The 26,083-nt window shown below is 61.0% G+C and carries 18 protein-coding genes; 7 read left to right on the forward strand and 11 right to left on the reverse strand.

What is annotated here, in order from left to right:
* Both NR126_RS21580 and NR126_RS21585 read right to left on the reverse strand, forming a co-directional pair.
* Nucleotides 1–1,392, reverse strand: coding sequence for a sigma-54 dependent transcriptional regulator (locus NR126_RS21580; RefSeq protein ID WP_027617283.1), 1,392 nt, complete (start codon nucleotides 1,390–1,392; stop codon nucleotides 1–3).
* Nucleotides 1,389–3,197 carry an ATP-binding protein gene (locus NR126_RS21585; protein ID WP_256831454.1) on the reverse strand — a complete coding sequence of 603 codons (1,809 nt, stop codon included), beginning with the start codon at nucleotides 3,195–3,197 and terminating at the stop codon, nucleotides 1,389–1,391. Before NR126_RS21585 ends, NR126_RS21580 begins: the two co-directional genes overlap by 4 nt.
* Before the next feature lie 219 nt (nucleotides 3,198–3,416).
* Between NR126_RS21585 and NR126_RS21590 the strand changes: the two genes are divergently transcribed.
* From NR126_RS21590 to NR126_RS21605, 4 genes are all read left to right on the forward strand, one after another.
* Complete coding sequence (locus tag NR126_RS21590) at nucleotides 3,417–6,329, forward strand: aminotransferase (RefSeq protein WP_256831230.1); 2,913 nt, start codon at nucleotides 3,417–3,419, stop codon at nucleotides 6,327–6,329.
* 208 nt (nucleotides 6,330–6,537) lie between these two features.
* Complete coding sequence (gene aguB / locus NR126_RS21595; protein ID WP_027617286.1) at nucleotides 6,538–7,416, forward strand: N-carbamoylputrescine amidase; 879 nt, start codon at nucleotides 6,538–6,540, stop codon at nucleotides 7,414–7,416.
* 5 nt (nucleotides 7,417–7,421) lie between these two features.
* Nucleotides 7,422–8,528: an agmatine deiminase gene (aguA, locus tag NR126_RS21600; protein ID WP_256831240.1), complete on the forward strand. Its 1,107-nt coding sequence runs from the start codon at nucleotides 7,422–7,424 to the stop codon at nucleotides 8,526–8,528.
* A gap of 238 nt (nucleotides 8,529–8,766) precedes the next feature.
* Entirely contained in the window at nucleotides 8,767–8,967 is a 201-nt protein-coding gene (locus tag NR126_RS21605; protein WP_027617288.1) for a hypothetical protein, read from the forward strand.
* A gap of 54 nt (nucleotides 8,968–9,021) precedes the next feature.
* On the opposite strand, the gene NR126_RS21610 is transcribed toward NR126_RS21605, so the two are convergent.
* Nucleotides 9,022–11,115 (reverse strand): TonB-dependent siderophore receptor, encoded by a 2,094-nt coding sequence (locus NR126_RS21610; RefSeq protein ID WP_256831242.1) that lies wholly within the window; start codon nucleotides 11,113–11,115, stop codon nucleotides 9,022–9,024.
* A 224-nt stretch (nucleotides 11,116–11,339) separates the two neighbouring features.
* On the opposite strand from NR126_RS21610, the gene NR126_RS21615 reads away from it, so the two are divergent.
* A complete protein-coding gene (locus tag NR126_RS21615; RefSeq protein ID WP_256831243.1) occupies nucleotides 11,340–12,041 on the forward strand; it encodes a DsbA family protein in 702 nt (233 codons plus the stop codon).
* A 238-nt stretch (nucleotides 12,042–12,279) separates the two neighbouring features.
* Entirely contained in the window at nucleotides 12,280–13,566 is a 1,287-nt protein-coding gene (locus NR126_RS21620; protein WP_027617291.1) for an OprD family porin, read from the forward strand.
* A gap of 259 nt (nucleotides 13,567–13,825) precedes the next feature.
* Here the strand turns inward: NR126_RS21620 and NR126_RS21625 are convergent, their stop codons facing one another.
* The 7 genes from NR126_RS21625 to NR126_RS21655 form a co-directional block, all read right to left on the reverse strand.
* Nucleotides 13,826–14,659 carry a hypothetical protein gene (locus NR126_RS21625; RefSeq protein WP_027617292.1) on the reverse strand — a complete coding sequence of 278 codons (834 nt, stop codon included), beginning with the start codon at nucleotides 14,657–14,659 and terminating at the stop codon, nucleotides 13,826–13,828.
* The gene (locus NR126_RS21630) at nucleotides 14,659–16,497 is read right to left on the reverse strand and encodes a hypothetical protein (RefSeq protein ID WP_256831244.1); all 1,839 of its coding nucleotides are present in this window, start codon (nucleotides 16,495–16,497) and stop codon (nucleotides 14,659–14,661) included. Before NR126_RS21630 ends, NR126_RS21625 begins: the two co-directional genes overlap by 1 nt.
* Before the next feature lie 19 nt (nucleotides 16,498–16,516).
* On the reverse strand, nucleotides 16,517–18,034 hold the full coding sequence (locus NR126_RS21635) for an OmpA family protein (RefSeq protein WP_051550483.1): 1,518 nt from the start codon (nucleotides 18,032–18,034) through the stop codon (nucleotides 16,517–16,519).
* Nucleotides 18,035–18,484: 450 nt separating this feature from the next.
* The gene (locus NR126_RS21640; protein ID WP_256831245.1) at nucleotides 18,485–20,896 is read right to left on the reverse strand and encodes a TonB-dependent siderophore receptor; all 2,412 of its coding nucleotides are present in this window, start codon (nucleotides 20,894–20,896) and stop codon (nucleotides 18,485–18,487) included.
* A 111-nt stretch (nucleotides 20,897–21,007) separates the two neighbouring features.
* A complete protein-coding gene (locus NR126_RS21645; protein ID WP_256831248.1) occupies nucleotides 21,008–21,955 on the reverse strand; it encodes a FecR domain-containing protein in 948 nt (315 codons plus the stop codon).
* Nucleotides 21,955–22,455 (reverse strand): sigma-70 family RNA polymerase sigma factor, encoded by a 501-nt coding sequence (locus NR126_RS21650; RefSeq protein ID WP_105754093.1) that lies wholly within the window; start codon nucleotides 22,453–22,455, stop codon nucleotides 21,955–21,957. Before NR126_RS21650 ends, NR126_RS21645 begins: the two co-directional genes overlap by 1 nt.
* A gap of 115 nt (nucleotides 22,456–22,570) precedes the next feature.
* Nucleotides 22,571–23,440, reverse strand: a complete 870-nt coding sequence (locus NR126_RS21655; RefSeq protein ID WP_105754092.1) for a LysR family transcriptional regulator — start codon at nucleotides 23,438–23,440, stop codon at nucleotides 22,571–22,573.
* Nucleotides 23,441–23,540: 100 nt separating this feature from the next.
* Here NR126_RS21655 and NR126_RS21660 point away from each other — a divergent pair, with 100 nt between their 5' ends.
* The gene (locus tag NR126_RS21660) at nucleotides 23,541–24,449 is read left to right on the forward strand and encodes a DMT family transporter (RefSeq protein ID WP_256831254.1); all 909 of its coding nucleotides are present in this window, start codon (nucleotides 23,541–23,543) and stop codon (nucleotides 24,447–24,449) included.
* Between the two features lie 641 nt (nucleotides 24,450–25,090).
* On the opposite strand, the gene NR126_RS21665 is transcribed toward NR126_RS21660, so the two are convergent.
* Complete coding sequence (locus NR126_RS21665; protein ID WP_256831256.1) at nucleotides 25,091–25,894, reverse strand: N-acetyltransferase; 804 nt, start codon at nucleotides 25,892–25,894, stop codon at nucleotides 25,091–25,093.
* Between the last annotated feature and the right edge of the window lie 189 nt (nucleotides 25,895–26,083).

Here is a 26,083-nt window from a genome sequence, read left to right on the forward strand (position 1 = left end):
TCAGTCGAGTTCGTCGGCGTGGTGCTGGGCGGCATCGGCAAAGTTCAGGCCGTGCTTGCGCAGTTTGTCATGCAGGGTCTTGCGCGGCACCCCCAGGGCCTCCGCGACGCTGCGCAGTGAACTGTGGGAGCGCGCCAGTTCGGCGGCGATCAGGTTCCTCTCGAAACTTTCCACCTGTTCGCTGAGGTTGCCGCTCGTTACCTGCTGTTGCGGCGCCGGGCTGCCATCGACGGCATTCGAATCCAGCGCCAGTTCCAGGCCCAGAGCAAAGCGCTCGGCGGCGTTTTGCAGTTCGCGCACGTTGCCCGGCCATGGGTGGCGCAACAACAAGGCACGCTGTCCCGGCAGCAGTTCGTGGGGCGCCAGGCCGTGGCGTTCACTGGCTTCATTGGCAAAGTGCTGGAACATCACCAGTGCATCCTCACCGCGCTCACGCAGAGGGGGAATGCGCAATGGCGCGACGTTCAGGCGGTAGTACAAGTCGGCGCGAAAACGTCCCTGATCGGCGGATTGGCGCAGGTCTTCCTTGGTCGCGGCGATGATGCGGATATCCAGCGGGATCAGTTGATTGCCCCCCAGGCGTTCGACCACCCGCTCCTGCAGCAAGCGCAGCAGCTTGACCTGCACATCCAGGCTCATGCTTTCGATTTCATCGAGAAATAGCGTGCCGCCATTGGCGAATTCGAACTTGCCGATGCGGCGCTTTTGCGCGCCGGTGAAGGCGCCCGGCTCATGGCCGAACAGCTCACTCTCGACCACTGACTCGGCCAGCGCACCGGCATTGATCGCGACGAATGGGCCGTTGCGTCGGCCCGAGAGATCATGCAGGGCGCGGGCCACCACCTCCTTGCCAGCCCCGGTTTCGCCGAGGATCAGCACATCGGCCTTGGTGGGGGCCAGTGCGCCGATCTGCTCACGCAGGCGCTGCATCGCCGACGATTGGCCGATCAGTCGCGTGCTCAGCTCATTGCGATCGCTCAGGGCCAGGCGCAGGCTGCGGTTTTCCAGGACCAGGCGGCGCAGGGCCAGGGCGCGGCGCACGCTGTCGAGCAAGGCATCGCTGGCGAAGGGTTTTTCCAGGAAGTCATAGGCACCGGCGCGCATCGCCTGTACCGCCAGCGGTACATCACCGTGTCCGGTGATCAGCAGCACCGGCAATTCCGGGTCCTGGGCGTGCAGCTCGGCCAGCAGTTCCAGGCCATCCATGCCCGGCATGCGGATGTCGCTGACCACCACCCCCGGCCAGTCACGACCCAGTTGCACAGCCAGGCCCTGAGCCTGAGCCAGCGGCAGAATTTTCAAGCCGGCCAGGTCGAGCGTCTGGCTCAGCGCCTGGCGCAGATGGGGATCGTCGTCGATCAGGATGACTTCAATCCGCTCGTCGATACTCATTCACTGCGGTCCTCGGAGGGTTGCAGGCTGACACCGGGTGCACCAGCGCGTAGCCGCAGGGTAATCAAGGCGCCGCCTTCCTTGTGGTTGGCGAACGACAGTTCACCACCGAAGGCGCGCATCAGGGTTTCGCAGATGGCCAGCCCGAGGCCAAGGCCCTGGGTGCGGGTCTTGGTGGTATAAAACGGCTCGCTGGCGCGGCCCAGGGCTTCCATGCAGAAGCCCGGGCCGTTATCGCGGATGTACAGATTGACGCCCTCATCGGTGGTTTCGGCACTCAGCCAGAGTTTGCGCGGCGGACCTTTTTCGGTGAGGGCGTCGAGGGCATTTGCCAGCAGATTGCCCAACACCTGGCGCAGGCGTGTTTCGCCAGCCTCGACCCACAACGCGGCCGCCGGCAGGTCGCGGATCAGCTCCACTTCCATGCTCCGGCGGCGCTTGGCCAACAGCGCCAGGGCATCGTCCAGGGCCGGTTGCAGGGCGACACTTTCCGGGGCGTGGCGGTCGCGCCGGGCAAAGGCGCGCAGGTGGGCGATGATCGAGGCCATGCGCCCGGTCAGTTCGCTGATCAGCTTGAGGTTGCCACGGGCATCGTCGGTACGTTGATGGTCGAGGAGGATTTCCGCGTTCTCGGCATAGCTGCGAATCGCTGCCAGTGGCTGATTCAGTTCGTGACTGATGCTCGCTGACATGGTACCCAGCGCCGAGAGTTTGCCGGCCTGCACCAGATCGTCCTGGGCGCGCACCAGCTCCTGCTGCGCCTGCTCACGTTCCAGCACTTCTTCCTTGAGGCGGCGGTTGAGGCCTTCAAGGTCGCTGGTGCGTTCGGCCACTCGTGCTTCGAGTTCGCGTCGGGTCCGGGCTTCAAAGTCGATGCGCTGCAAGTAATGCCGGCGGCGCTGCATCAGCAGCCCGAGCAGCAACATCAGCACCAGTAAGGTCGCGCCGCCGATCACCACGACGTTGCGCACCGGGCGATCGATCAGCGTGCGTGGCGCGAGGATGCTGACGCTCCAGCCGGTCTCATCGATCTGCTGGGTCTGGGTCAGCCAGGCGTCGCGGTTGATCAGCAGCGGGCGCGGATCGAGGGTCGGGTAAGGCTGTACGCCGGCGATGGCCTCGCGTTCTTCGGCGGTCAGCTCGCGGGTGGCGCGGAAACGCCAGTCGGGCCGCGAGGTGAGGATGACCACGCCGTTGTGGTCGGTCACCAGCAGTTGTTCCGGGGTCTTGCCCCACAGGCTTTCGGTGTGGTCGAGGTCGACCTTGATCACCAGCACGCCAAGAATGTCCTCGCCATCGCGCACCGCAGCAGCGAAGTAGTAGCCGCGTTTGGTCGAGGTGGTGCCGAGACCGAAGAAGCGCCCAAGGCGGCCTTGCATGGCTTCACTGAAATAGGGTCGGAAGGAAAAATTGCGCCCGATGAAACTGTCGGCTTTGTCCCAGTTGGAGGCGGCCAGGGTATTGCCCCGGGTGTCCATCAGGTACATCACCTCGGCGCCGGTCTGGGCGCTGATGTTCTTCAGGAAGCGGTTGGCGTTGCCCTGGGTGACGCCGTCATCCGGCGCACCGAGCACGGCGCGCAGGGCCGGCAGGTCGCCGAGGATCTGTGGCAGCACCTCATAGCGATGCAGGGTGCCCAGCAGGTTGGCGACGTAGAGATCCAGGGTCTGGCGGTTCTGCCCGGCCAGTTCACTGCGGTAGTAACGCTCGGCCAGTTGCTCCAGCGGCCAGAGCAAGGGTGCCAGGCACAGGGCGAGCAACGCCAGGCTGCGCCAACGGGGTCTGCGGGGGAGGGCTGGGGTCATGGGCATCGGGTGTCGCCTGAGGGTACGGGTGCATTATGCCTAGGCTGGTTCGGCGAAACACGCGCGCAACGGACGTCTGAGCCTGTAAATCATAGCGTGTCGCGAGGTCCAGGCGCGTCACCGGCGTGCCGGGCGCCCGATCACTGACCGCTGCCGGGGGTTGCGTATCGCCCCGAGCAGTGGCGATATAGGCGCCTTACAAAAAATCCAGGGGTCGTCATGTTGCTCGCCACGTTGATTCATCGCGCCAGTCTGGCCAGTCCGCAAGTCACCGCCGAGCAGGCGCTGGAGCTGCTGCAAGAGCACTACGGCCTGAGCGGAACGCTGAAATCGTTGGGCAGCCAGCAGGATCTCAACTATCGGCTCGACAGCGACCAGGGCCGTTTCGTCCTGAAAGTCTGCCGGGGCGACTACGCGGCGCTGGAGCTCGAGGCCCAGCACGCGGCACTCAAGCACCTCGGCGCACACCCCGGCCTGCACGTACCACGAGTGATTGCCGCGAAGAACGGCCAGGACCTGCTGACCCTCGAACTGGCCGGGCAATCCCTGCATGTGCGTTTGCTCGACTACATCGAAGGCCAGTCGCTGACCCACCTCGACCACCTTGGCCACGAAGTGGTCGCCGGGTTCGGCCAACTCTGTGGGGAAATGGACCTCGCCTTGGCGGGCTTCGATCATCCTGGCCTCGAGCGCACCCTGCAGTGGGACGCCCGCCACGCCAGCGCCCTGACCGAGCACCTGCTGCCGGTGATCGCCGACGAAGCGCAGCGCGCCCGCCTGGCCGATGCCGCCCAGCGTGCCGAGCGACGCTTGCAGCCATTACAGGCGAAGCTGCCGGTGCAGGCGATCCACATGGACATCACCGACGACAACGTGGTCTGGAAGCGTGATCAGCAGCGCCACTGGCAGGTACAGGGGGTGATCGATTTTGGCGACCTGATCCGCACCTGGCGCATCACCGATCTGTCAGTGACCTGCGCCGCGCTGCTGCACCATGCTGATGGCGATCCGATGGTCATCCTGCCGGCCGTGCGCGCCTATCACGCGGTCAATCCCTTGCGCCGCGAAGAGTTGCAGGCACTGTGGCCGATGATCGTGGCGCGAGCGGTGGTGCTGGTGCTCAGCGGTGAGCAGCAGGTCAGCATCGATCCGCAGAACCAGTACAGCCGCGACAACCTGAATCACGAGTGGGAGATTTTCCACGTCGCCACCTCGGTGCCGTTCGAATTGATGGAAGCCGCCATTCTGACGGCCGTCGGTGAGTCGCTGCCGGTGATCGCCAGCCAGGGTTTCGCACCTTTGCTGCCGAGCCTGGTGGGGCGTGAGTTCGCACTGATCGACCTCGGAGTCTTGAGTGCGCATTTCGAAGCCGGCAACTGGGAGCAGGAGGGGATCGATCAGCGCCTGCTGCAGGAAGCGGCGGCGGTCCATGGCCTGGCGGCCAGTCGCTATGGCCAGTTCCGCCTGTCGCGCACGCAGCCGGACAGCGCCGTCGAGCCGGACACTTGCCCACTGCATGTCGACCTGCAGGTTCCCGACGGGACCACGGTCGAGGCGCCGTTTGCCGGGATCGTGCACCTGGGCCGCGATGGTCATCTGCAGCTGGACAGCGCGCAGTTGAGCGTGCGCCTGTGGGGCGTCAATCCGTCGCTGCACGCCGGTGCCGCGGTGATCAAGGGCCAGGTGCTGGGTGAGGTCCGCGGTGCGCTGCGGGTGCAGTTGAGCCGTGGCGCCGAACTGGATCCGCCGCTGTTCTGCAGTCCCTCGCGAGCGCCTGCCTGGCAAGCCCTGTGCCCGTCACCGGCGGCGCTGTTGGGGCTGGCCTGCGATGCCGAGGCCGAGCTCGATCCGCACACCTTGCTGGCCCGCCGCGATGCCAGTTTTGCCCGTTCGCAAAAACACTATTACGTCGACCCGCCGCGCATCGAACGCGGCTGGCGCAACCACCTGATCGACATGCAAGGCCGCTCCTACCTGGACATGCTCAACAACGTCGCCGTGCTGGGTCATGGTCATCCGCGCATGGCCGCTGAAGCCAGCCGCCAGTGGTCGCTGCTCAACACCAACTCGCGGTTTCACTACGCGGCGATTGCCGAATTCTCCGAGCGTCTGCTGGCGCTGGCACCGGACTCGATGGACCGAGTATTCCTGGTCAACAGCGGCACCGAGGCCAACGACCTGGCTATTCGCCTGGCCTGGGCCTACAGCGGCGGCCGCGACATGCTCAGCGTGCTCGAGGCCTACCATGGCTGGTCGGTGGCGGCGGACGCGGTGTCGACCTCGATTGCCGACAACCCGCAAGCACTCAGCAGCCGTCCGGACTGGGTGCATCCGGTCACCGCGCCCAACAGCTATCGTGGCGAATTCCGAGGCCCGGACAGCGCGCCTGATTACGTGCGCAGCGTCGAGCACAACCTGGCGAAAATTGCCGAGCAGAAGCGCCAGTTGGCCGGGTTCATCTGCGAGCCGGTGTACGGCAATGCCGGCGGGATCTCACTGCCGCCGGGTTATCTGCAGCAGGTCTATGGGCTGGTGCGCGCCCAGGGCGGCGTTTGCATCGCCGACGAGGTGCAGGTTGGCTACGGGCGCATGGGCAAGTTCTTCTGGGGCTTCGAAGAGCAGGGCGTGGTGCCGGACATCATCACCATGGCCAAGGGCATGGGTAACGGCCAGCCATTGGGCGCGGTGATCACCCGCCGGGAAATTGCCGAAGCGCTGGAAGCCGAAGGCTATTTCTTCTCCTCGGCTGGCGGCAGCCCGGTCAGTTGCCGGATCGGTATGGCGGTGCTCGACGTGATGCACGAAGAAAAACTGTGGGAAAACGCCCAGGTCGTCGGTGGCTATTTCAAGGAGCGCCTGGAAGCCTTGATCGAACGCCATCCGCTGGTCGGTGCGGTGCACGGTTCGGGCTTTTACCTGGGGGTGGAGTTGATCCGCAATCGCGAGACGTTGGAGCCGGCCACCGAGGAAACCACATTGCTTTGCGACCGCCTGCGCGAGTTGGGGATTTTCATGCAGCCCACCGGCGATTACCTCAACATCCTGAAGATCAAGCCGCCGATGGTGACCTCGCGCCAAAGCGTGGATTTCTTCGTCGACATGCTGTCCAAAGTGCTGGATGAGGGGTTGTAGGCGTTTTTCACGGGCAATTTAAGCCGATTAATATCGGCTTAAATCTGTGTATTTCTGACGAAATGAATATTGGAAGCTTCTAAAGCCGATTTTTATCGGTTATAAAGTCGCCTGACGCCGGGCTGTGGACTGCCACGCCCGGACGTCCCCATTTCTGTCATCGGTCGAGGCCATACTCGATCCTCTGCACCCGCCCGGGAGATGATTCATGAGTCGTATCGTTACTGTCGCTGCTACCCAGATGGCCTGTTCCTGGGACCTTGAAGCCAACATCGAGACCGCCGAGAAGCTGGTCCGCGAGGCCGCAGGCAAGGGCGCGCAGATCATCCTGATCCAGGAATTGTTCGAGAGCCCGTACTTCTGCCAGAAGCCGAACCCGGATTACCTGCAGCTGGCGACCTCGGTCGAAGACAACGTGGCGATCAAGCACTTCCAGAAAGTTGCCAAAGAACTGCAGGTGGTACTGCCCATCAGCTTCTACGAGCTGGCTGGCCGCGCCCGTTTCAACAGCATCGCGATCATCGATGCCGATGGCAGCAACCTCGGGATTTATCGGAAAAGCCATATTCCGGATGGCCCTGGCTACCACGAAAAGTACTACTTCAATCCGGGTGATACCGGCTTCAAGGTCTGGAACACCCGATACGCGAAGATCGGCGTCGGTATCTGCTGGGATCAGTGGTTCCCCGAATGCGCCCGCAGCATGGCGCTGCTCGGCGCGGAAATCCTGTTCTACCCGACCGCCATCGGCAGCGAGCCCCATGACCAGACCATCTCCTCCCGTGACCACTGGCAGCGCGTGCAGCAGGGCCATGCCGGCGCCAACCTGATGCCGCTGATCGCCAGTAACCGTATCGGCAACGAAGAGCAGGACGGCTACGACATCACGTTCTACGGCTCCTCGTTCATCGCCAACCCGTTCGGCGAGAAGGTTGAAGAGCTCAATCAGACCGAAGAAGGCATACTGGTGCACAGTTTTGATTTGGATGAGCTGGAGCACATCCGCAGCGCCTGGGGTTCGTTCCGCGATCGTCGCCCGAACCTCTACGGCCCGCTGAAAACCCTCGACGGTTCCCTGGAGTCCTGATTGCAATGACCACTTTACACAGCACCCCGCGCGAAGACGGCTTTCACATGCCCGCCGAGTGGGCCCCGCAAACCCAGGCCTGGATGGTCTGGCCAGAGCGTCCGGACAACTGGCGTCTGGGTGGCAAGCCGGCACAAGCGGCCCACGTCGCAGTGGCCAAGGCTATTGCGCGTTTCGAGCCGGTGACGGTTGCCGTGTCCGCTGGCCAGTACGAAAATGCACGCGCCCGCCTCGACGTACCGAATATCCGCCTGGTGGAAATGTCCAGCGACGACGCTTGGGTCCGCGATACCGGGCCGACCTTCGTCATCAACGACAGCGGCGAAGTCCGGGGTGTCGATTGGGACTTCAACGCCTGGGGCGGTTTTGACGGTGGCCTGTATTCGCCGTGGAACCGTGACTCGCAGGTGGCCGGCAAGATTCTCGAAATCGAACGCGCGCCACGCTACCGCACCGAGGGCTTTGTGCTCGAAGGTGGTTCGATTCACGTCGACGGCGAAGGTACGCTGATCACCACCGAAGAATGCCTGCTCAACCGCAATCGCAATCCGCACATGGACCGCGCGCAAATCGAAGCAGTGCTCAGCGCGCAATTGGCTGTGGATAAAATCATCTGGCTGCCGGACGGATTGTTCAACGACGAAACCGACGGTCATGTGGATAACTTCTGCTGCTACGTGCGCCCGGGCGAAGTGCTGCTGGCCTGGACCGATGACCCGCAGAACCCCAACTACCCGCGCTGCCAGGCGGCGATGAATGTGCTGCAAAACAGCACCGACGCCAAGGGTCGCCCATTTATTGTGCACAAGATGCCGATTCCGGGGCCGTTGTTTGCCACCGAAGAGGAGTGCGCCGGTGTCGATCCGGTGGACGGCACCCAGGAGCGCAATCCGTCGGTGCGCCTGGCCGGTTCCTACGTCAACTTCCTGATCGTCAACGGCGGCATCATCGCGCCGAGCTTCGATGATCCAATGGATGCACCCGCCAGGGAAATCCTGCAGAACCTGTTCCCGCAGCACGAAGTGGTGATGGTGCCGGGCCGTGAACTGTTACTGGGTGGCGGTAACATCCATTGCCTTACCCAACAGCAGCCAGCGCCGCACACCGTTTGAGTGGAGTTGTAACAAGCGTTTAGCCGGGTGCTCCACCCGTCTGAAGCGCCCGCTAGCACGCAAGCCCGCAGCCTTGACCGGTTGCGGGCTTTTTTGTCGCCGCGCGTCGGCCCGCTGGGGAGATTGGCATAGCTCTTGTATCTTTTTGAGAGTGATTCTCGGGAATGTAGAACGGCGTTGTTCTGTCATAAACCTTGGATAAGTTAGGCCGCTCACAAACCGGGAGAGAGCGCTGCACATGAACAGGGTCAGCGAGCAGACGCCGCATCCCTTTGTAATCAATAGCGAATCCCTGCAAGTGCTGGCGCAGTGGTTGAAATCCAACGGAACGCGACAGGTCAGGGAACCCGACCCGCGCAGGATGATGATCGAGCGCTATCCCGCTGGTTTGTTCAGCGAGGCAGAACTTGAGGCGCTGTGGGATGTGATGGAAGGATAGACAACAACGGATTGGTAAAGCGCTGCCCGGATGGCAGCGCTTTTTTTTCGCCGGTCAGAAACTGTAGGTGCCGGTGACCACCAGGCTGCGTGGCGCGCCCGGCTGGATCTGGAAGGCGCTGGTCGACGACTCGTAGTAGTGCTTGTCGCTGATATTGTTCAGCGCCGCGCGCAGGTCCCAGTCTTTCTGGCGGAAGCCGGCCAGCGCATCCCAGCGGCCATAACCCGGAAGTACTGTGGTGTTGAGGTTGTCGGCGTAGCGGTCGCCGACCAGGGTCAGGCCGGTCTCGGCGTACCAGCCCATTTCCGGTTTCCAGGTGATGAACAGGCTGCCGTTGCGTTTGGCGACGTTGCTGATGCGCTTGCCTTCAAAGCCGTTGTTGTCTTTCTCCACGGTCGCGTCCTGGAACCCGGCGCCACCGCGCAGGTACCAGTTGCCGGTGATCTTGCCGGCTGCCGTCAATTCAATGCCGCGCGAGCGCTGCATGCCGGTCAGCAGGGTCACGGTCGGATCGTTTGGATCGCTGGTGCGGCGGTTGTACAACTCAAGTTCGTAGACCGCCAGGGTGGTGCTCAAGCGGTCGTCGAGCCAGTCGCTTTTGACGCCGATTTCTTTCTGTTTGGTCAGCTCGGGACTGAGGTCGTTGACGTTGGTGGTGACCCCCGGGGTGATGCCGATCAGCCCGCCGCCGACCGGGGAGAAGGTCTTGCTCCAGGAGGCATAGAACGAGTGGTTGCGCAGCGGCGTCCAGACCACGCCGACCCGTGGGCTGGTGCTGTGGCTGTCGCGGTTTTCGGAGATGTCCTTGAGCTGATTGGTCGAATCCACCTCGAAGGTGTCGTAACGCAAGCCGCCGAGCAATTGCCACTGATCATTCAGGCGCAGTTGATCCTGGACATAAATGGCGCGGCTTTCGACCTCGGTGTGCGAGTCGCTGAACACCTGCATGCGCCCGGTGTGCACCAGGTCGCGATTGGGGTTGTATAGGTCCAGCCCAGGCACGGCGCTGTTGCCCGGTGGCGTGGTGGCGGCGTTGTAGAGTTTTGGGTCGCGACGCTGGCTGCCCAGTTCCAGCCCGGTGAGCAGGCGATGCTCGAACCCGTAGGTGTCGAAGCTGCCTTCGAGTTCGAGGTTGTTGTAGATGTTGCGAGTGGTCAGGTCCTGCTGCCAGTGCTGGCGCACCACTTGGTTAGTCGCGGTGTTCACGTTGGTGACGTAGGTGTTGTCGAAATCGCTGTTGAGCTTGAACACACCAAGGGTCTGGCGCAGTTGCCAGTTGTCGGCGATGTCATAGCTGAGTTTGGAGCGCAGGGATTGCGATTTGTCGTCGATGAAATCGTTATCGGTGCCGTAGGTGGTATCGCGGCCGACGTCGGCAGGGCGCCCATTGATCGCCGGAATGCCGCGATCGGGCGTACGGTTGTAACGGCTGTATTCGTACTGCACCAGCCAGTTCAGGTCGGGCGTCAGTTGCCAACTCATCGATGGCGCGAACAATTGGCGACTGCCGCTGACGCCGTCGCGGAAGCTGTTTTCATCCATGTTGCCCATGTTCAGGCGCAGGCTCAGGTTGTCGCTGGGGTCGGTGCTGAGGTCTGCGTACAGACTGCGCAGGTCTTCGCTGCCGCCCTGGGCCTCGAGGGTCGAGCGGCGGCCGAACTCCGGCAACTTGCTTACTCGGTTGACGATCCCGCCCTGGCTGCCACGGCCATACAGCACGGCGGCCGGGCCCTTGAGCACTTCGATGCGCTCGATGTTGTGCAGGTCGCGCACGTACTGGCTGTCGTCGCGGATGCCGTCGAGGTAGAAGTCGTTGCTGGCGTCGAAGCCACGGATGCGCAGGCTGTCGAAGCGCGTGTCGGCACCGCTGCTGACGTTGGGAATACCGCTGAGGGCGGTGCCCAAATCGTTGGTGCCGTAGTCGGAAACGTTGGCGGTTTTGATCGAGTCGATAGCCTGGGGAACGTAACGCACAGGGGTGGCCGTGCGCGTAGCGGTGCTGGTTTCCTTGATCCGTGGGTCGTCGACGTCGGCGTCAGCGCTAATGGAAGTCGCGGGTAGTTCGGTGGTGGCAGCGTAGGTGAAACCGCCGCTCAACGAGGCGCAGAGGCCCAGGGTGACGGACGTAAGACGGAAGGGGGCAGGCATGGAGACAACGCATCCGAAAAGGGGGAAGAAATTTAAGGGTGCGAATGGTAATGCTTGCTATTTACGTGCGTTAATTATTCTTGTATTGCGCTGATGTTTCTTTGTTTCCAGTTGTGTCTGAGTCAATTCGACCGCTTGGCGCAACAAACTAAGTGCCTTTACGACGTTTTTCGAGGGCAGTGACAGAGATAGGCTGTCGGCATTCAATCCTCTCGGAGCTGTCTATGTCTGCCGCGACCCTGCATTACCTCTACGATCCCCTGTGCGGCTGGTGCTATGGCGCCAAGCCGTTGATTGCGGCGGCACAGGAGGTGCTGCCGGTGATCGCCCACGGCGGCGGGATGATGACCGGGGCCAATCGCCAGCCGGTCTCGGCGCAACTGCGCGACTACGTCATGCCCCATGACCGGCGGATTGCCGAGTACACCGGCCAGCCGTTTGGCGAGGCCTATTTCGAAGGTTTGCTGCGCGATCACACGGCGTTGTTCGATTCCGCGCCGCCGACGGCGGCGGTGCTGGCGGCCGAGCAACTGGCGGGGCGCGGCCTGGAACTGCTTGGTCGTCTGCAAAGTGCGCACTATGTCGAGGGCCGGCGGATCGCGGATGAGTCGGTGTTAACTGAGTTGGCTGCCGCGTTGGGTTTCGAATCCACGGCCTTCACTCATACCTTCAAGCAGGTTTTGGCCAACGAACTGCCCGCGCATTTCAAGCAAAGCCGAGCCTTGCTGGCGCAGGTCGGCGGGCAGGGTTTTCCGACCCTGGCGTTGGAGCAGGAGGGGCGGTTTTCGCTGATCGACATTGGTCCTTGGCTGGGCAAACCGGACGCGTTCGCCGATTGGCTCAAACAGTCTATTGGGCAGTCGGCGGCGCAGAGTTCTTCAGTCAATCCGAGCTGCGGCCTCCACGGCTGCGGGCCAGGCAACTGATTTCTTAGACGTTTTTTGACTTATTACAGACGATTCACGAAATTGACACACAGTTACATGCGCGGCTAGGATCCGCCCCACGCCTGTGGCACGTAGCCACGACCTCAAAACAATAAAAAGGGCCCGCCACGCTTTCGCGTGGGCGGGCCCTTTTGTTTGACGGATGAAAAAAGAGCGCAAAAGCAGCCATTTCAGCCAGCGGTCACAGCGCGTCTCAACCCGTAATAAGGAAAATAACATGTTGAATAAGCGTATTAGTCTGATCGCTCTGGGGATGTTGAGCGCGACTCAAGCAATGGCCAATGACCAGGCTGAGTCCAAGGGTTTCGTTGAAGACAGCAGCCTGAAAGTGCTGCTGCGCAATGCCTACATCAATCGCGATTACAAGGATGGTAACGAAGACAAGGCCGAGTGGGGCCAAGGTGTAATCGGCACCTTCTCCTCGGGCTTCACTCAGGGCACCGTCGGTGTCGGCGTGGACGCGTTCGGTCTGTATGCTCTGCGCCTGGACGGCGGCAAGGGTCGTAGCGGTGCCGGTGGTATCGACTTCTTCAAACAAGGCGACAGCGGCGCTGCAGCCAACGACCTGTCCAAGGGCGGCGCGGCGGTTAAATTCCGTCTGTCGAGCACCGTACTGACCTACGGTGACCAGATGCCGGCCCTGCCGGTACTGAACTATGACAACTCGCGTCTGCTGCCGGAAAGCTACACCGGTACCTTGATCACTTCGAAAGAAATCGAAGGCCTGGAACTGAACGCCGGTCGTTTCACTGCCGAATCGCGCAAGAGCGCGGAAGGCCGTGACAGCGGTGGCCTGAAGTCGATCAACGTGTTGGGCGGCAGCTACCAGTTCACCGAACAGTTCAAGGGCGCGCTGTACGCTTCCGACGTCGAAGACGTGCTGAAGAAGCAGTACATCAACCTGAACTACGTGTTCCCGCTGGCTTCCGATCAGTCCCTGACCCTGGACCTGAACGGCTACCGCACCAAGCTGGAAGACTCCTACGTTCGTGACAGCGGCGCCACTGGCGACGACAACAAGATCTGGAGCCTGGCCGCCACTTACGCCACCGGTCCGCACTCGTTCACCCTGGCGCACCAGCGCAGCACCGGTGACAGCAACCTGGGCTACGCCTACGGCGGCTACCAGAAAGATCAGGGTCGCGTCGGTGACGGTGGTAACACCATCTACCTGGCCAACTCCTACTGGTCCGACTTCAACGCTGAAGACGAGCGTAGCTGGCAGTTGGGCTACGGCCTGGACTTTGGCGCGTTCGGCGTGCCTGGCCTGACCTACAACGTGGCTTACGTGCGTGGCGACAACATCACCACCTCCACCAGCACCGGTGGCACCGAGCGCGAAATCTTCAACCAGTTCAAGTACGTGGTCCAGAGCGGCCCGGCCAAAGACCTGAGCGTGAAGCTGCGCAGCTCGGTTCTGCGCGTGTCGCAGAAATCCAGCGAGTACAACGTCAGCGGCAACGAGCTGCGGGTGTTCGTCGACTACCCGATCAACGTGTTCTGATACAGCGTGCGTGATCGCGGCCTGATTTCAGGCTGAAAAAAAGCCCCGACTCGCGAGAGTTGGGGCTTTTTTATGGGTGCTGATTTTGAAACTGTTCACCGGCCTGATGTGAGCTCGGACTTGTGGGAGCCAGCCTGCTGGCGATGTCGGTGGGTCAGTCAGCAAAGATGTTGAATGTGCCGGCCCAATCGCTAGCAGGCTAGCTCCCACAGGTCCAAATCCCTGGGGAAGCAGGCCGGCCACAGGGATTGTGACTCAATCACTCCACCGCGCTAGTCAGCTCAGGGTTACCAAAGCCTTTGAGCGTGGCATTGGACTTGGCGAAGTACTGGCTCCAGAAGCCTTCGAGGTTCTGGATCATCTTGCCGCTGCGGTAGCCGTTCTTGATCTGGGTGGGCACAAAGGCCGCCCCATGCACATAGACCCGGGCCCCGCCAAAGTCAGCCAGCAGGTTCTGCTTTTCGACCTTCGCCAGTTCCACTCCCGGGTTGATCTCGCGGATCCCGTTGTTGGTGTAGAAGCTGCCGAAGTCGCTGTACTCGAGCATGTCGGACATCAGCAGGATGACGTTGTCGTCCACCCCTTCGGCGGTCTTGATGTCGTCGCCGATGGACTTCAGGCTGAAGAGGATTTCGCTACGCGGGATGTCCGAGCTGGACTTGCCCATGGTGCCGGCGAAAGCCTTGCCGAAGCGTTGGTAGAACGCCGTCGACTGGCCTTTGAGGCAGGCGTCGAACTTGCGGGTGGCCATCATTGGTACGTCACCGAGCACGGCAGCATCGATGGGTTTCTCCAGCTCGCCGGCAAACTGCAGGCGAGTGTAGTGACCTTCGAGGTAGGCGCTGAACGAGTACAGGCGCAGCTTGTCACCCGGTTGCAGGAACCGCTTGATGTGGCCCCAGGCGGTTTTCTGCAGGTCTGGGGTCAGCGGCGTGGTTTGGTCGACCACCACCGTCAGCATGCGCCCGGACGGCGCGCTGCGGAACTGTTCGATCTTCGCTTGGGCGTAGCAGCTCGGGACATCATTGCGCTCCGCTGCCACCAGGGCAGCGGGCGCCAATGCCAGAGCCAGGATCAGGCTCTTGAACTTCATCAGGCCTCCGACTTGTCGAGCTTTTGCAAGTGGCGCGCGCGACGGATGGTGGCCACATCCACGCCCTTCTTGCCGGCCACGTAGTCCATGTCGTCGTCAGCGTAGGCGGTCAGGTCGCCGTAGGCGTTGTGATCGAAGGCGCCAGTCGACGGTGCTGGTGCTGGTGCTGGTGCGGCCACGGGCGCAGGCGCAGGCGCGGGTGCCGGGGCTGGAACTGCCTCCACGGTGACGGCCACGACCTGAGCGACTACCGGTGTCGGAGCTGGAGCCGGAACCGCGGTGGGAGCAGGGGCTGGAGCAACGTAGAAGATTTTCAGGGCGTTGAAGCTCTGCTTCAAACCAAACAATTCTTGATCGTTGTCGTCGATCTGCTCAAGACGTGGAATGGCCTGGGCAATGATTTGGTTTATTTTCGGCTCGTCGCTTGTCGTAATCGCAGCATTCAGATCAGCAATGATCTGATTGAGATAATTCACGACAACGTCGCGCGCTTTAGTCTTGGTGTTCGCTTCGCCTTCCTTGTGGCGTTTGAGCGCTGCCTTGTCATCTTCCTCGTTAATGAAGGCCTTGAAGGTGCGATTCGGCAAGTCTGCGCGCAATTTTTCCAGGTCATCGCCACCGACGCGGAACACTTTCATCTGCAGGCCTTGAAGGGTGCCCAAAGAAGCCTGAGCATCGTTGCCCACGCTGCGGGCCTTTCTGGCGTGATAGCGCATGTAGTCGTCGGCGCTGGAAAACTTGTGGACCAACTCCCATGCCTTGCGCGAGTGAATACCGGCAAAGCCGTAAATGTATGCCAGGTAAGTCGAGGTTGCCTGGATGAAGATAAACAGGCCGCTCAAGACCGCAAAGGTCACCAGGGACGCACGGTGCAGGGCGTCGATCTGGTCCTGCGCCGATTTACCTGCGGCGCTATCCGAGAGTGCCTGCATGTCGTCCGCAAGCGGCACGCCATCGTTACTCGGGAAGTCGTCAGCGGATTGGCTGATTGCAGGAGGATTGGCAATCAGGTCGGTTTCCTGAGCGTTGAGCGTTTCAGTACGAACCCAGAAAGCTGCTGCCGCCAGCCCGATAATAAATACGCCATAGCCGATGAGAACACCGAAGCTCTTCTTTGGCATGCCGTCTTTCTTGTCAACTTTCACCCGGTTGAGCATCTTTTGATACTCGGGTAACGCGTCATCGCTCTTGGTGTTATCAAGGGTAATGACACCTTTACCGGTGAAGTCGCCTTCGCTGCCACTGCGACGCAGGCTTTGGTAGGACATGATGTGGTCGATGACGCTGTTTTTGTACATCACCCGACCCGCGAATTCCGAGAGGAACAAGCCAATAATCGAGATCACCAGGCCGATGGCGAACGCACCTGCCATCGCGGTATTTGGCGTGGCCAAAGTCAGAGCGAAAGGCGCCAGGGCAAAACCAAAGGCGGTGGCCTCGATCAGCATCAGGATGATGATCAGGCTCCACAGGCCAAGACCTTTCTCGTGGCGACCATCCTCATGAATTTTGCCCAGGTAATCCTGGTTGCGATGGAAGGCGGCTTCGGAAGGTTGGTGATCTCGATAGTAGGCCTCGTAGAAATGGCACAACTCGCTTTCAGAGGAAAGAAAACCCAAGGCTTTGGGGTTCTCCGGGCTTGGTTTTTCCTTTGTGCCTGGATGTTTGACCCAATGGCGAATCCGGCCAAAAAACGGCGTGCGAATGCGCAGGTTCATCCACCAATAGCAGAAGGACGACCAGTAGACGATCACCGGAATCGCCAACAGGATGGTGAAGACGACTGGAATGATCACATACCAGTACGCCGCAAAAAACGTACGAAAAATCTCGAGCATGATGAGGGCCTCTCTCTACTTAACGGCGCTTGGGCGTGAACTGAGCGACGTAAGCGTCACCCTGTTTCGGGTAAAAGATTTCACCGGCGACTGCGCTGCCGGCACGTTTGTCGAAGACGATGTCGATGCAACTCACCGGCGACTTCTGCTGATCGAGCGCGAACACCCGATACAGAATCTGGCTTTCGCCTTCGTAGGTGTTGGCGACCGAGGCGTAGCCCGGGCTCTGTTTTTTCTGAGCGCTGGCGTAGTCGGTGATGAATTGCAGCTTCGGCGCCTGGGCCACCTTGGCCCCGTCACGCAGCACTGCGACCGGACCAACCGCCACCGAATGGCCGTTGACCGCAGTGGCCCACGGCTTGCCGTTGAGGCCGGGGAAGAACTCGTTGGTGGCAAATTCCTGCAGCGGCTTGTCGTCCGCCAGGCTCTTCACCTGGCCCTCGATGCGCGGCAGGTCGGCGACGCAGGAGCTGAGCGGTGCCGCTGCGTTGGCACTGGCAATCAGGGCGAAGGGCGAGCTTTTCGGGGTGATGCCCATGGCCAGCAGCGAACGGGTATCGGTGACCGCGTGGCCGCCGAAATCGACACCGCCCTTGCCGCTCAACGGCACGGTCGGCGAGCTGTCGACCACTACCGGTGCTGGCACTTCAGGGGCCGGAGTTTTGCTGGCGGGCTTGCTGGCCACCGCCGCAGGTTTGCTTACCGGTTTGGCGGCAGCAGGCTTGGTCGCCGCCGCCGGTGCAGTGCCGTGGGCGAGGTACTTGGCGTTGCTGCGTTCGCTGCGCACGCGCTCGACCAGCAACTGCTCGTTCTCGACTTCGACAAACTCCACTCGACGGTTCGCTGCGCGTCCCTGTTCGGAGGTGTTATCGGCCAGTGGGCGGGAAGCGCCGGCGCCCTGGTAGTAGATGTCCTGACGCGGGATGCCGGCATCGGCGAGGATTCCGCCTACAGCACGGGCGCGCTGTTCCGAGAGTTGCTGGTTGAATTCTGCGGCGCCGGTGGCATCGGTATGACCGACCACCAGGACCTTTTTCGCCACCTGGCCCTTGGCCGGTTGCTTGTCGGTGAGCGCGGCGGCCAGCAGCGTCAGTTGCCGACGACCTGCCGGGGTCAATTGCGCCGAGCCCACCGCAAACATCTCGGAGGATTGCACCTGGGCTTCCACACCCACTGGCTGCACGCTCGGCGCGGCGCTCGGGGTCGCGGCGACGTTGGCCTTGATCTCGTTGACCTGCATCACCAGGCCTTCCTGCTTGGCCACGGCCTGCAGCTTCTTCACTCGATCCTGATACAGCAGGGCCACGCCGCAACCAGCACCGGCACCCACGGTCGCGCCCGCAACCATGGCCTTGCCGTCACCTTTGGTCAGCGCCACGACGGCCACGCCCAGCACCGCTCCCACTGCACCGCCGGCCAGACAGGCGCTGGTCCCGGAAGACTGGCCCAGGTAGCCGTCGACCTGCGCGCAACCCCCCAGGCCCATCGCCACGGCCACGGCAAGTGCCGTCGGCTTCACTATTGTTTTCACACGCATGCCAATGTCCTTTTCCCCATTCCTTAACCCGCCATCAGACGGGGATGCTTGCCAGCCCAGCCGTTGAATTTCCAATGCCCAAAACCCGCCCACGGCAAATCGCAGGCGAGCAAAAGCCCGAACTGCGTGCATTACGCCGGACTCTGGACGGACGAGTGATGTCATGACCCAGGCAAAAGCCCATGAAAGGAAATATCCGTATAAGTGCCAGCCATAAAAGGCCGGGACGTCCATGTTTGCAGCGACTGCTCAGAAGGCAGCAAATCTAGCACAACATCGCGTCAGCAATTCGATCGAGGGTGATGGGCACATGATAGTGCCAAATGGCAGAATAGTGGCAATGTGATATGCGGAAAAACGGTAAATGTGACTTTTGACAGCTCGTATTGGCCATCAAGGGGGGAAGAACGGAGCCGCAGTGAGTGATTCACTGCGGCTCCGGCAGGGCCGTCAGAAGTCCCAGCGGGTGGTGACCATCACGTTGCGCGGGTCGCCGTAGTAGGCCGAGTCATAGAAGCCGATATTGGTGAAGTAGACCTTGTCGAACAGGTTGTTGACGTTGAGGGTCGCCGACAGGTTTTCCGTGAGTTGGTAACGCGCCATCAAATCCACCAGCCAGTAAGGGTCCTGGGTGAATTTCTCGTAGTCGCGTTTGCCGGCGTTGTACACGGTTTGCCAGCCCGCACTCTGCCAGCGTGCGCCACCGCCGACGGTGAGTTTGTCCAGATTGCCCTTGAGCTTGTAGCTGGTATAGAAGCTCAACTGGTCTTCCGGCTCCCAGGTGGCGACTTTGTCATCGTCAGCATTGCGGCTGATTTTGTGGGTGTAGCCGGCCTGCAACTGCCAGCCTGGGCTGAGCTCTCCGGAAACTTCCGCCTCGTAGCCTTTGGTCTTGGTCCGGGTGCCGATGTAGGAGTAATCCGCGCCGGGGGTTGAGTTGAAAACGGTGTCGGCGATCGGACGGTTTTCTTCGTGCACTTCGAAATAGGCGAGGCTGGAGTTCAGGCGGCCGTCGAAGAACTCACCCTTGATGCCCACTTCGTAGTTCTTGCCTTCGTTGGGTTCGAGCATCTTGTTGGTGCGGTCGCGGTATTGGGTTTGCGGCTGGAAGATTTCGGTGTAACTGGTGTAGGCCGTGAAGTTGTCGTTGAGGTCGTACGTCAGGCCGGCATAGGGCACCACCTTGCCGCTTTCCTGGGTGTCGCTGGTACCGGTGACCTGGTAATTGGCGATTCGCGAGCCGAGCATCAGGTGCAGCTCATCCATCAGGCTGAAGCGTCCGGTGATGTAAGTACCGGTCTGGCGAGTGGTCTCGTTACTGATCCTGGTCGGCTGATTCCACAGGGGTTCAATGGCTTCGCCGCGCCATTGGTAGAAGTCGTAGGAATTGTCGAAGTAGGTGGCGTTGGAGTAGTCCTTGGCTTTCCACTTGGAAATCGACAACGACTGGCCGATCACCATTTCATGCTCCCGGCCCAGCCACTCGAACGGGCCGGACGCGTAGACGTCCAGGCTGTCGCTGGTGGTCTCGCCCGTGTATTTGCGGGCGAAGATCGAGCTGGCGGTCATGCTGTCCTGGGAGATGAAACCCAAGGGCGCGTCGTAGCCGTTGATCTGATGGTTGTACTGGCCCTTGGTGACCCAGCCGTTGTCGAAGCTGTGCTCCAGCGTCGTGAACAGGGTGCGGCTGTATTGCTCCCAACTGCTCCATTTTGGCCCATTGTTGAAGGCGCGGGGCAGGTCCAGTTTGTTGCCGGCCGGGTCGAAGATGGTGCGGGTACCGGTCCAGCTGGAACCTTGTGGATCGCTGTCCTGATAGTCGGCACCGAGGGTCAGCAGGGTGTCGGGCGTCAGGTCGACTTCAAGAATGCCGTAGTAAACATCGGTCTTGCGCGAGTAGTGATCGAGGAACGACTTTTTATCCTGATAGGCCGCCACGGCCCGGCCGCGTACGTTGCCGGTTTCGGTCAGCGGGCCGCTGACATCAACTTGCGTGCGGTAGTTATCCCAGGAGCCGGCACCCAGTTCGAGACTGCCGTGAAAGTCGGACGTCGGTTTCTTGCGAATCAGGTTGATGGTGCCACCCGGGCCGCCGGCGCCGGTGAGCAGGCCGGTGGCGCCCTTGAGCACTTCGACGCGGTCGTACAGGGCCATGTCGGTCAGGGTCTGGCCGGCCGAGTACTGGGCGTCGCGAAGAGTCGGGATGCCATCGTACTGAAAGTTGACGATGGAAAAACCACGGGAATAGTAGTTGGTCCGTTCCGTGTCGTAGGTCGACACGGTGATGCCCGGCGTATGGCGCATCACGTCATCGATGGCGGTGAGACTGAAGTCATCCATGACCTGGCGGGTCACTACGGAAATCGATTGCGGGGTTTCCCGTGGCGTCAGCACCAGGCGCGTCGCGGTGGCGATGGTGCCCGGGGTGTAAGAGCCGGTGCCTTCGGTTACGGTCCCCAACTGGTTGGCGACGACCTCGGTGGACCCCAGCTCCAGCGCGGCCTCGCTGTTGTTCGCCACCAGCACGTAACCGCCATTGCTCTGGCGTTCGGCGTGCAGCCCGCTGTGGGCCAGCAAGCGCGCCAGGCCCTCTTCGGTGTCATACGAGCCGCTGAGCCCGTCGGTGTTCAGGTGGCGGGCCTGCTCGGTGTCGAACGACAGCGTGACCCCCGCCTGTAGCGCGAACTGCGTTAATGCACTGCCCAGCGGACCGGCGGTGATCTGGTACGCGGTCTGGTTTTGCGCCAAGGCAGGGCTGGGTACGAGCGCCAGGCCTGTCAGGCTGGCAAGGGTCAGGCCAACGATTGCCAGACGCACGGCGCGCGTCATCGAAATCCTGGCGTTGAGGGAAAGCGGGGGCATTAGGTGATCCTTCCGTTGTGCTGGCAGAAAGTCGCTGTGATCGCGGCTTGTGTCATTGACGGATGAGAATCGAAATCAGCAAGGTTGCCGCTGAAAAAACTGCAAATAGGCTCATGCCGGTTCGATACTGGCCCAGAAGCGGGTCAGAAAATTCACCTTCACCGGCAGGGATTTACTCAGGTTCTCCAGCACCGTTTCGGTGTCATCGAGGCGAAACGTCCCGGAAATGCGCAAGTCTCGGACCGCCGCGGCACAGCGCAGTACGCCCGGGCGATAACGTTCCAGTTCCTCGGCAAAGTCGCCCAGGCGCCAGTCGTTCACGCTCAGCATGCCCTTAACCCAAGCCGTCGAGCCGGAGGGTAGGGGTTGAATCCTCGCCACTGCGTCGCGATCGAAATCGACCTGCTGCCCGGCTCCAAGGCGCAAACGCTGCTCGACCTGTCGACTCGGGCAGACCTCAACGGCATCCTGCAGCACACCGACCCTGGTGTGCCCGGGCAGTTGTCTGACGCTGAATCGGGTGCCAAGCGCTCGTACGCTGCCTTCGGCGGTTTGCACGATGAAAGGGCGCTGAGCGGGATCCTTGGCGGTCTGCAGCAGAATTTCGCCCTGCTGCAACTGAATCAGCCGCTGGGTGGCGTCGAAGCGAATATCCAACGCGGTGTCGACATTCAGTTGCAGTTGCGAGCCGTCTTCCAGGTGCATCGAGCGCCGCTCCCGCCTGCCGGTGCGTTGATCGGCGAGCATCGCGCGGTAGGGCACCTGCTCCACGGCCAGCCAACCACTGCCACCCACGGCCAGCAACAGGCCGAGAATTTTCAGCACCTCGCGGCGTTGCGCCTGCGCGGCGCCCAGGCTGGACAGGGCGGCCTGGCGAGGCACCCGGGCGAACTGATGTTGCAGCGCCTCGACCCTTGCCCAGGCCGCCGCGTGTGCCGGGCTCGCGTGCAGCCAGGTCTGCCAGGCCAGGGTGCGAGCCTCGTTGGACGTGCCATCGTTGAGTTGCACGTACCAACTGGCGGCGGCTTCCAGTGTCTTGAAATCCGGGGAGGCGGGCATCAGGGCTCGACCAGCAGCAGGCAGCGGGTCATGGCGCGGATCAAATGATTCTTCACGGTGGTGACCGACACCCCGAAACGCTCGGCGGCAGCCACATAACTCAAGCCTTCGAGCTGGACGGCGAGGAAAATCTCCCGGGTCCTGCTGCCTAATTCATCGAGTAGGCTATCGATCATCACCAGCATCTCGATGATCGACAGCCTGACTTCCGGTGAAACCTCCACCGGCTCGGGCCGTTGTGCCAACGCGTACAGATAGGCTTGTTCGATGGTGCGGCGGCGCGATCTGTCGATCAACAGCGAGCGCGCAATCGCACTCAGGTAACCCCGTGGCTCGCGGATCGGCGCGGCATTGCGCGCGGTCATGACCCGAATAAAGGTGTCCTGGGCCAGATCCGAAGCATCCGCCGCATTTCCCAAGCGCACGCGCAACCAGCCTTTGAGCCAACTGTTGTGGTCGCTGTACAACTGCTGCAGGGCTGAATGATCGAGCGCCGACATGGGGGAGCCACCAATGCGTAAATGGTAATCGCTCGCATTGTCGTGATGGCAGGGATTTTATGCAAGGGGCGGCGCTACCCTCGGTGAGTGCCGCCAATCCTCAGTTGTTGACTCATCAGGGCGTTTCGAACTCAGCCTGCAGCAATGCCACAAAGGCCTCCCGCGCCGGATGGCGTGCCGCGTGTGCATGGGAATAGAACAGGTTGTCGATGCATGTCAGGTCGTCGAACTCGTAGCCCAGCCAGCCTGCGTTGTCGCGGTACTGTTCGTAGATCCCACGTGGTACCAGGGCGACACCGGCCCCGGCGCTGACACAGCCGACGATGGTCCCGTAGCTGGCGATGCTGACGATCTTCTGCGTCAGCTCATGGCGCAACAACCACTGCTCCAGCGCCAGGCGGTAGGGGCAACCCGGGGGCCACATGAACAGGTCCTTGCCATGCAGATCCGCGGCGGTTTGCAAAGGTCCATGGGATTGGGCGGCGATCAGGATCAAGTCCTCGCGATACATCAGCGTGCGCTTGAGCCCGGGGCGCTCCACGTCGACAGCCACTATCGCGCCATCCAGCCGGTGATGCTGAACATCGTCGAGCAACTGCGACCAGGTCCCGGTACTCAGCTCCAGCGACACCTTCGGATAGAGCGCGTGGTATTTGGCCAGCAAGGGCGGCAGGCGCCCTGATGCACTGGACTCAATCGCGCCAATGCGCAGCGGACCGCTCGGCTCGTGGGTCGGGGATACAGCACGCTGCGCTTCCACCGCCAGATTGAGAATGCGCGAAGCGTAATCAAGGAATACCTCTCCAGCGGGCGTAATCCGCAGCCCTCGGCCATCACGGAAAAACAACGCGGTGCCGAGTTCGCGCTCGAGAGACTTGATGCGTGCCGTGACATTCGACGGCACGCAGTGCAGCAACTCGGCGGCGCGAGCAATGCTGCCGATATCGGCCACCGTCTTGAACATGCGCAGTTGGGACAGTTCCATGGATCACCCAAAGTGAATTCTCGTAGCAGTTTAAGTCACTTGTAGTGATGCATGAGGGTTTTGATACTTCCTGTGGGTTTTACATATCAGGGGAGTTGTCATGCAGTGCAGTTTGTTCACCATCAAACCCGGTCTGAAAATCAGCATGGCAACGGTCTTTGTCATCCTGTGCTGGGCCTATTCGCCGATCGGCATCCGCATCGGATTGCAAGGCTACGAGCCGGGCCAGTTGGCTTTGATGCGATTCATCATCGCCTCGGTATTCATGGCAGTTGTTGCCGCCGTGATGGGTATTTCCCTGCCGCGCTTGAAGGATCTACCACTGCTGATGCTGCTCGGTTTCTTCGCCGTCAGCCTGCACCACATCGCGCTCAACTTCGGCCAACGTAACGTCAGCGCCGGCGCCGCCAGTGTCCTGGCGCAATCGACACCGCTGTTCAGCACACTGCTGGCGCACTTCGTGTTCAAGGATCGGGTCAACACCTGGCAATGGCTCTGCCTGCTCTGCGGCCTGTTCGGCGCCGCAGTGGTCATCAGTGGCGATCGAGGCATCGGCCAACTGGACGCCCACGGTTTGCTGATCCTGCTGGCCGCGCTGTCCTGGAGCCTGTACTTCGCCCTGCAGAAACACCACTGCCACCGCTACGACCCACTGACCATGGTCTGCTACACCATCTGGTCCGGCACCGCGTTGCTGCTGGTCTACGCGCCAGGCCTGTGGCACCAGGCGCAAAATACCCCCATCCCGGTTAACCTCGCCGTCCTCACCCTCGGCATCTTCCCCAGCGCCCTGGCGTACCTGGCCTGGGCCTATGTGCTCAAACACAGCGTGGTCAGCCGGGCGTCGATGGCGCTGTACTTGATACCGCCGACGGCTATGGGGCTGGCTTCGGTGGTGCTGGCGGAGCGGCCTTCGATGATGGTGGTTGTGGGGGGAGTGATAGTGTTGGGGAGTGTGGTGGGGGTTAGGTTGGAGCCGTTGAAGGAAGCTGCTTTGGAGAAGGTTTGAGGGCGTTGGGAGCAGTCTATTGTGGACGGCGCTTCTCGGGCTCGAACTGAGGCTGGCGATCTGTCGGTTAGCAGATAGACAGGTGGATTCAATCAATGATCCGCTTCATCTTCATCCTCCCGTTATCGAATGACCTTACCCTTGGCTTTATCCTTAAAAACGGATGGTATCCATAAGATTTTGGCGGAAACCGACGGAACGCCAAAACGAAAAAACCCGCCAGAAGGCGGGTTTTTCGGGGGTTTCAGAGATTTTGAAAGCCTTCTCTGGAACCTTGTATGGTGCGGCACCAGACGGACGGTTGCTGGCCGTTAGGGCCCGGTTTTCGCGGGGCTGGAATTTGGTGGATTTTTTGACGTACCTCAAAAGGTATCTATAAATAAATCAGCTAGTTATGGCTTTCCGTGGAATCGAATCGGGAATTTTTTGGGCTCTTTTGATTGATGCACTGCGAGCGGATGTCTGCTGCTGTCGATATGAGATCTTGAAGGGGCTTTAGTGGGAGCTGCGACCACCCGCTAAAAATGCTGGCTGAGAAACGGCAGAAAAAGGCAGAAAATAGGCGTTCGGAACCGACTACGAAATAAGGAACCATTCAGGGTGTGTGCAGACGCCCCGCTTCCCTCCCCCGATGGGGTGTTCTACGTCTTTGGCTCTGCGCTTCTCTTGATCACGTCGATGTACCAACCATAGTCAGTCTCGACAACCCCCGCCGCTCTGGCCGCTTCTCGCTTGGCCTTCATCCTGGGCATGATCTCAAAACTGCCCATGTTTATTTCGATGACCGGATCTTTTAAAGCTGGCTCATGGCTGATGGAAACGCGGTGGACCAGCGCGATGTCGTGCGTTTTATCATCGTATCGTCCATGCACATGATAGACGCGGTCAGGGATGGCTGTGTGCGGTGCGCCCTCGTTGTAGAGGACAGACTCAGCGAATACCTGGATTGTAATCAAGACCATCTCATCCCCGGTGACTTGTGAATGGCGCTTGGTCGAAAGCCGTTGCATATACACAATTCGATCATGCGGGTTATTCCGCTGTGTTTCAAAGCCCATGCTTTTCCAGAATTCAATCGAGGTTGTCGGTTCGCATTGGACAACCAGGACGGCATTATCACGGGCTTCTTCGGCCCTGATCGCCCGCTCGACTAATGCACGGCCTATCCCACGCCGCTTCCGATCGGTCTTGACCTGTAGAATGGAGCTTGGCGATATCCCATGGGTGAGGAAGCCGACCGGACCTTGCTGATCAACCCAGACCAACATTTGTCCTTCGGCGCAAGCCTCCTCAATCATACGCCAATTATGGATGAATCCCCGGCCCCCCTGGACTTCGGCTGCAAGCCATTCCTTGATGAATGGCAAGTCGATCTTTCGGCCCTTGCGCACCCCTTGGCGCTGAGATGGTCGTTTCTCTATCGGTCGATTGGTCGAGTTGGTCATAGCGTTCCTAGGGCCGAGGACGAGAGCAAATCCTCACGGATATTGGCCCGTCTTGACAAAATTTTCACCTATGCGCTCCGTCTTGTTCCCACTCTTGAACGCAATTTCGACAAGGAAAACCTGACGAACTGACAGTCTGACATCTTGACGTTTTGTTAAGCTGCCTTCATATTGATGTCCGAAGGTTAC

Source organism: Pseudomonas sp. Pse1 (assembly GCF_024519635.1).
Classification (GTDB): Bacteria; Pseudomonadota; Gammaproteobacteria; order Pseudomonadales; family Pseudomonadaceae; genus Aquipseudomonas.

Coding starts and splice junctions, on each gene's coding strand:
- NR126_RS21580 (WP_027617283.1), bottom strand. CDS start 1,392: ATGAGTATCGACGAGCGGATTGAAGTCATCCTGATCGACGACGATCCC.
- NR126_RS21585 (WP_256831454.1), bottom strand. CDS start 3,197: ATGACCCCAGCCCTCCCCCGCAGACCCCGTTGGCGCAGCCTGGCGTTG.
- NR126_RS21590 (WP_256831230.1), top strand. CDS start 3,417: ATGTTGCTCGCCACGTTGATTCATCGCGCCAGTCTGGCCAGTCCGCAA.
- aguB (WP_027617286.1), top strand. CDS start 6,538: ATGAGTCGTATCGTTACTGTCGCTGCTACCCAGATGGCCTGTTCCTGG.
- aguA (WP_256831240.1), top strand. CDS start 7,422: ATGACCACTTTACACAGCACCCCGCGCGAAGACGGCTTTCACATGCCC.
- NR126_RS21605 (WP_027617288.1), top strand. CDS start 8,767: ATGAACAGGGTCAGCGAGCAGACGCCGCATCCCTTTGTAATCAATAGC.
- NR126_RS21610 (WP_256831242.1), bottom strand. CDS start 11,115: ATGCCTGCCCCCTTCCGTCTTACGTCCGTCACCCTGGGCCTCTGCGCC.
- NR126_RS21615 (WP_256831243.1), top strand. CDS start 11,340: ATGTCTGCCGCGACCCTGCATTACCTCTACGATCCCCTGTGCGGCTGG.
- NR126_RS21620 (WP_027617291.1), top strand. CDS start 12,280: ATGTTGAATAAGCGTATTAGTCTGATCGCTCTGGGGATGTTGAGCGCG.
- NR126_RS21625 (WP_027617292.1), bottom strand. CDS start 14,659: ATGAAGTTCAAGAGCCTGATCCTGGCTCTGGCATTGGCGCCCGCTGCC.
- NR126_RS21630 (WP_256831244.1), bottom strand. CDS start 16,497: ATGCTCGAGATTTTTCGTACGTTTTTTGCGGCGTACTGGTATGTGATC.
- NR126_RS21635 (WP_051550483.1), bottom strand. CDS start 18,034: ATGCGTGTGAAAACAATAGTGAAGCCGACGGCACTTGCCGTGGCCGTG.
- NR126_RS21640 (WP_256831245.1), bottom strand. CDS start 20,896: ATGCCCCCGCTTTCCCTCAACGCCAGGATTTCGATGACGCGCGCCGTG.
- NR126_RS21645 (WP_256831248.1), bottom strand. CDS start 21,955: ATGCCCGCCTCCCCGGATTTCAAGACACTGGAAGCCGCCGCCAGTTGG.
- NR126_RS21650 (WP_105754093.1), bottom strand. CDS start 22,455: ATGTCGGCGCTCGATCATTCAGCCCTGCAGCAGTTGTACAGCGACCAC.
- NR126_RS21655 (WP_105754092.1), bottom strand. CDS start 23,440: ATGGAACTGTCCCAACTGCGCATGTTCAAGACGGTGGCCGATATCGGC.
- NR126_RS21660 (WP_256831254.1), top strand. CDS start 23,541: ATGCAGTGCAGTTTGTTCACCATCAAACCCGGTCTGAAAATCAGCATG.
- NR126_RS21665 (WP_256831256.1), bottom strand. CDS start 25,894: ATGACCAACTCGACCAATCGACCGATAGAGAAACGACCATCTCAGCGC.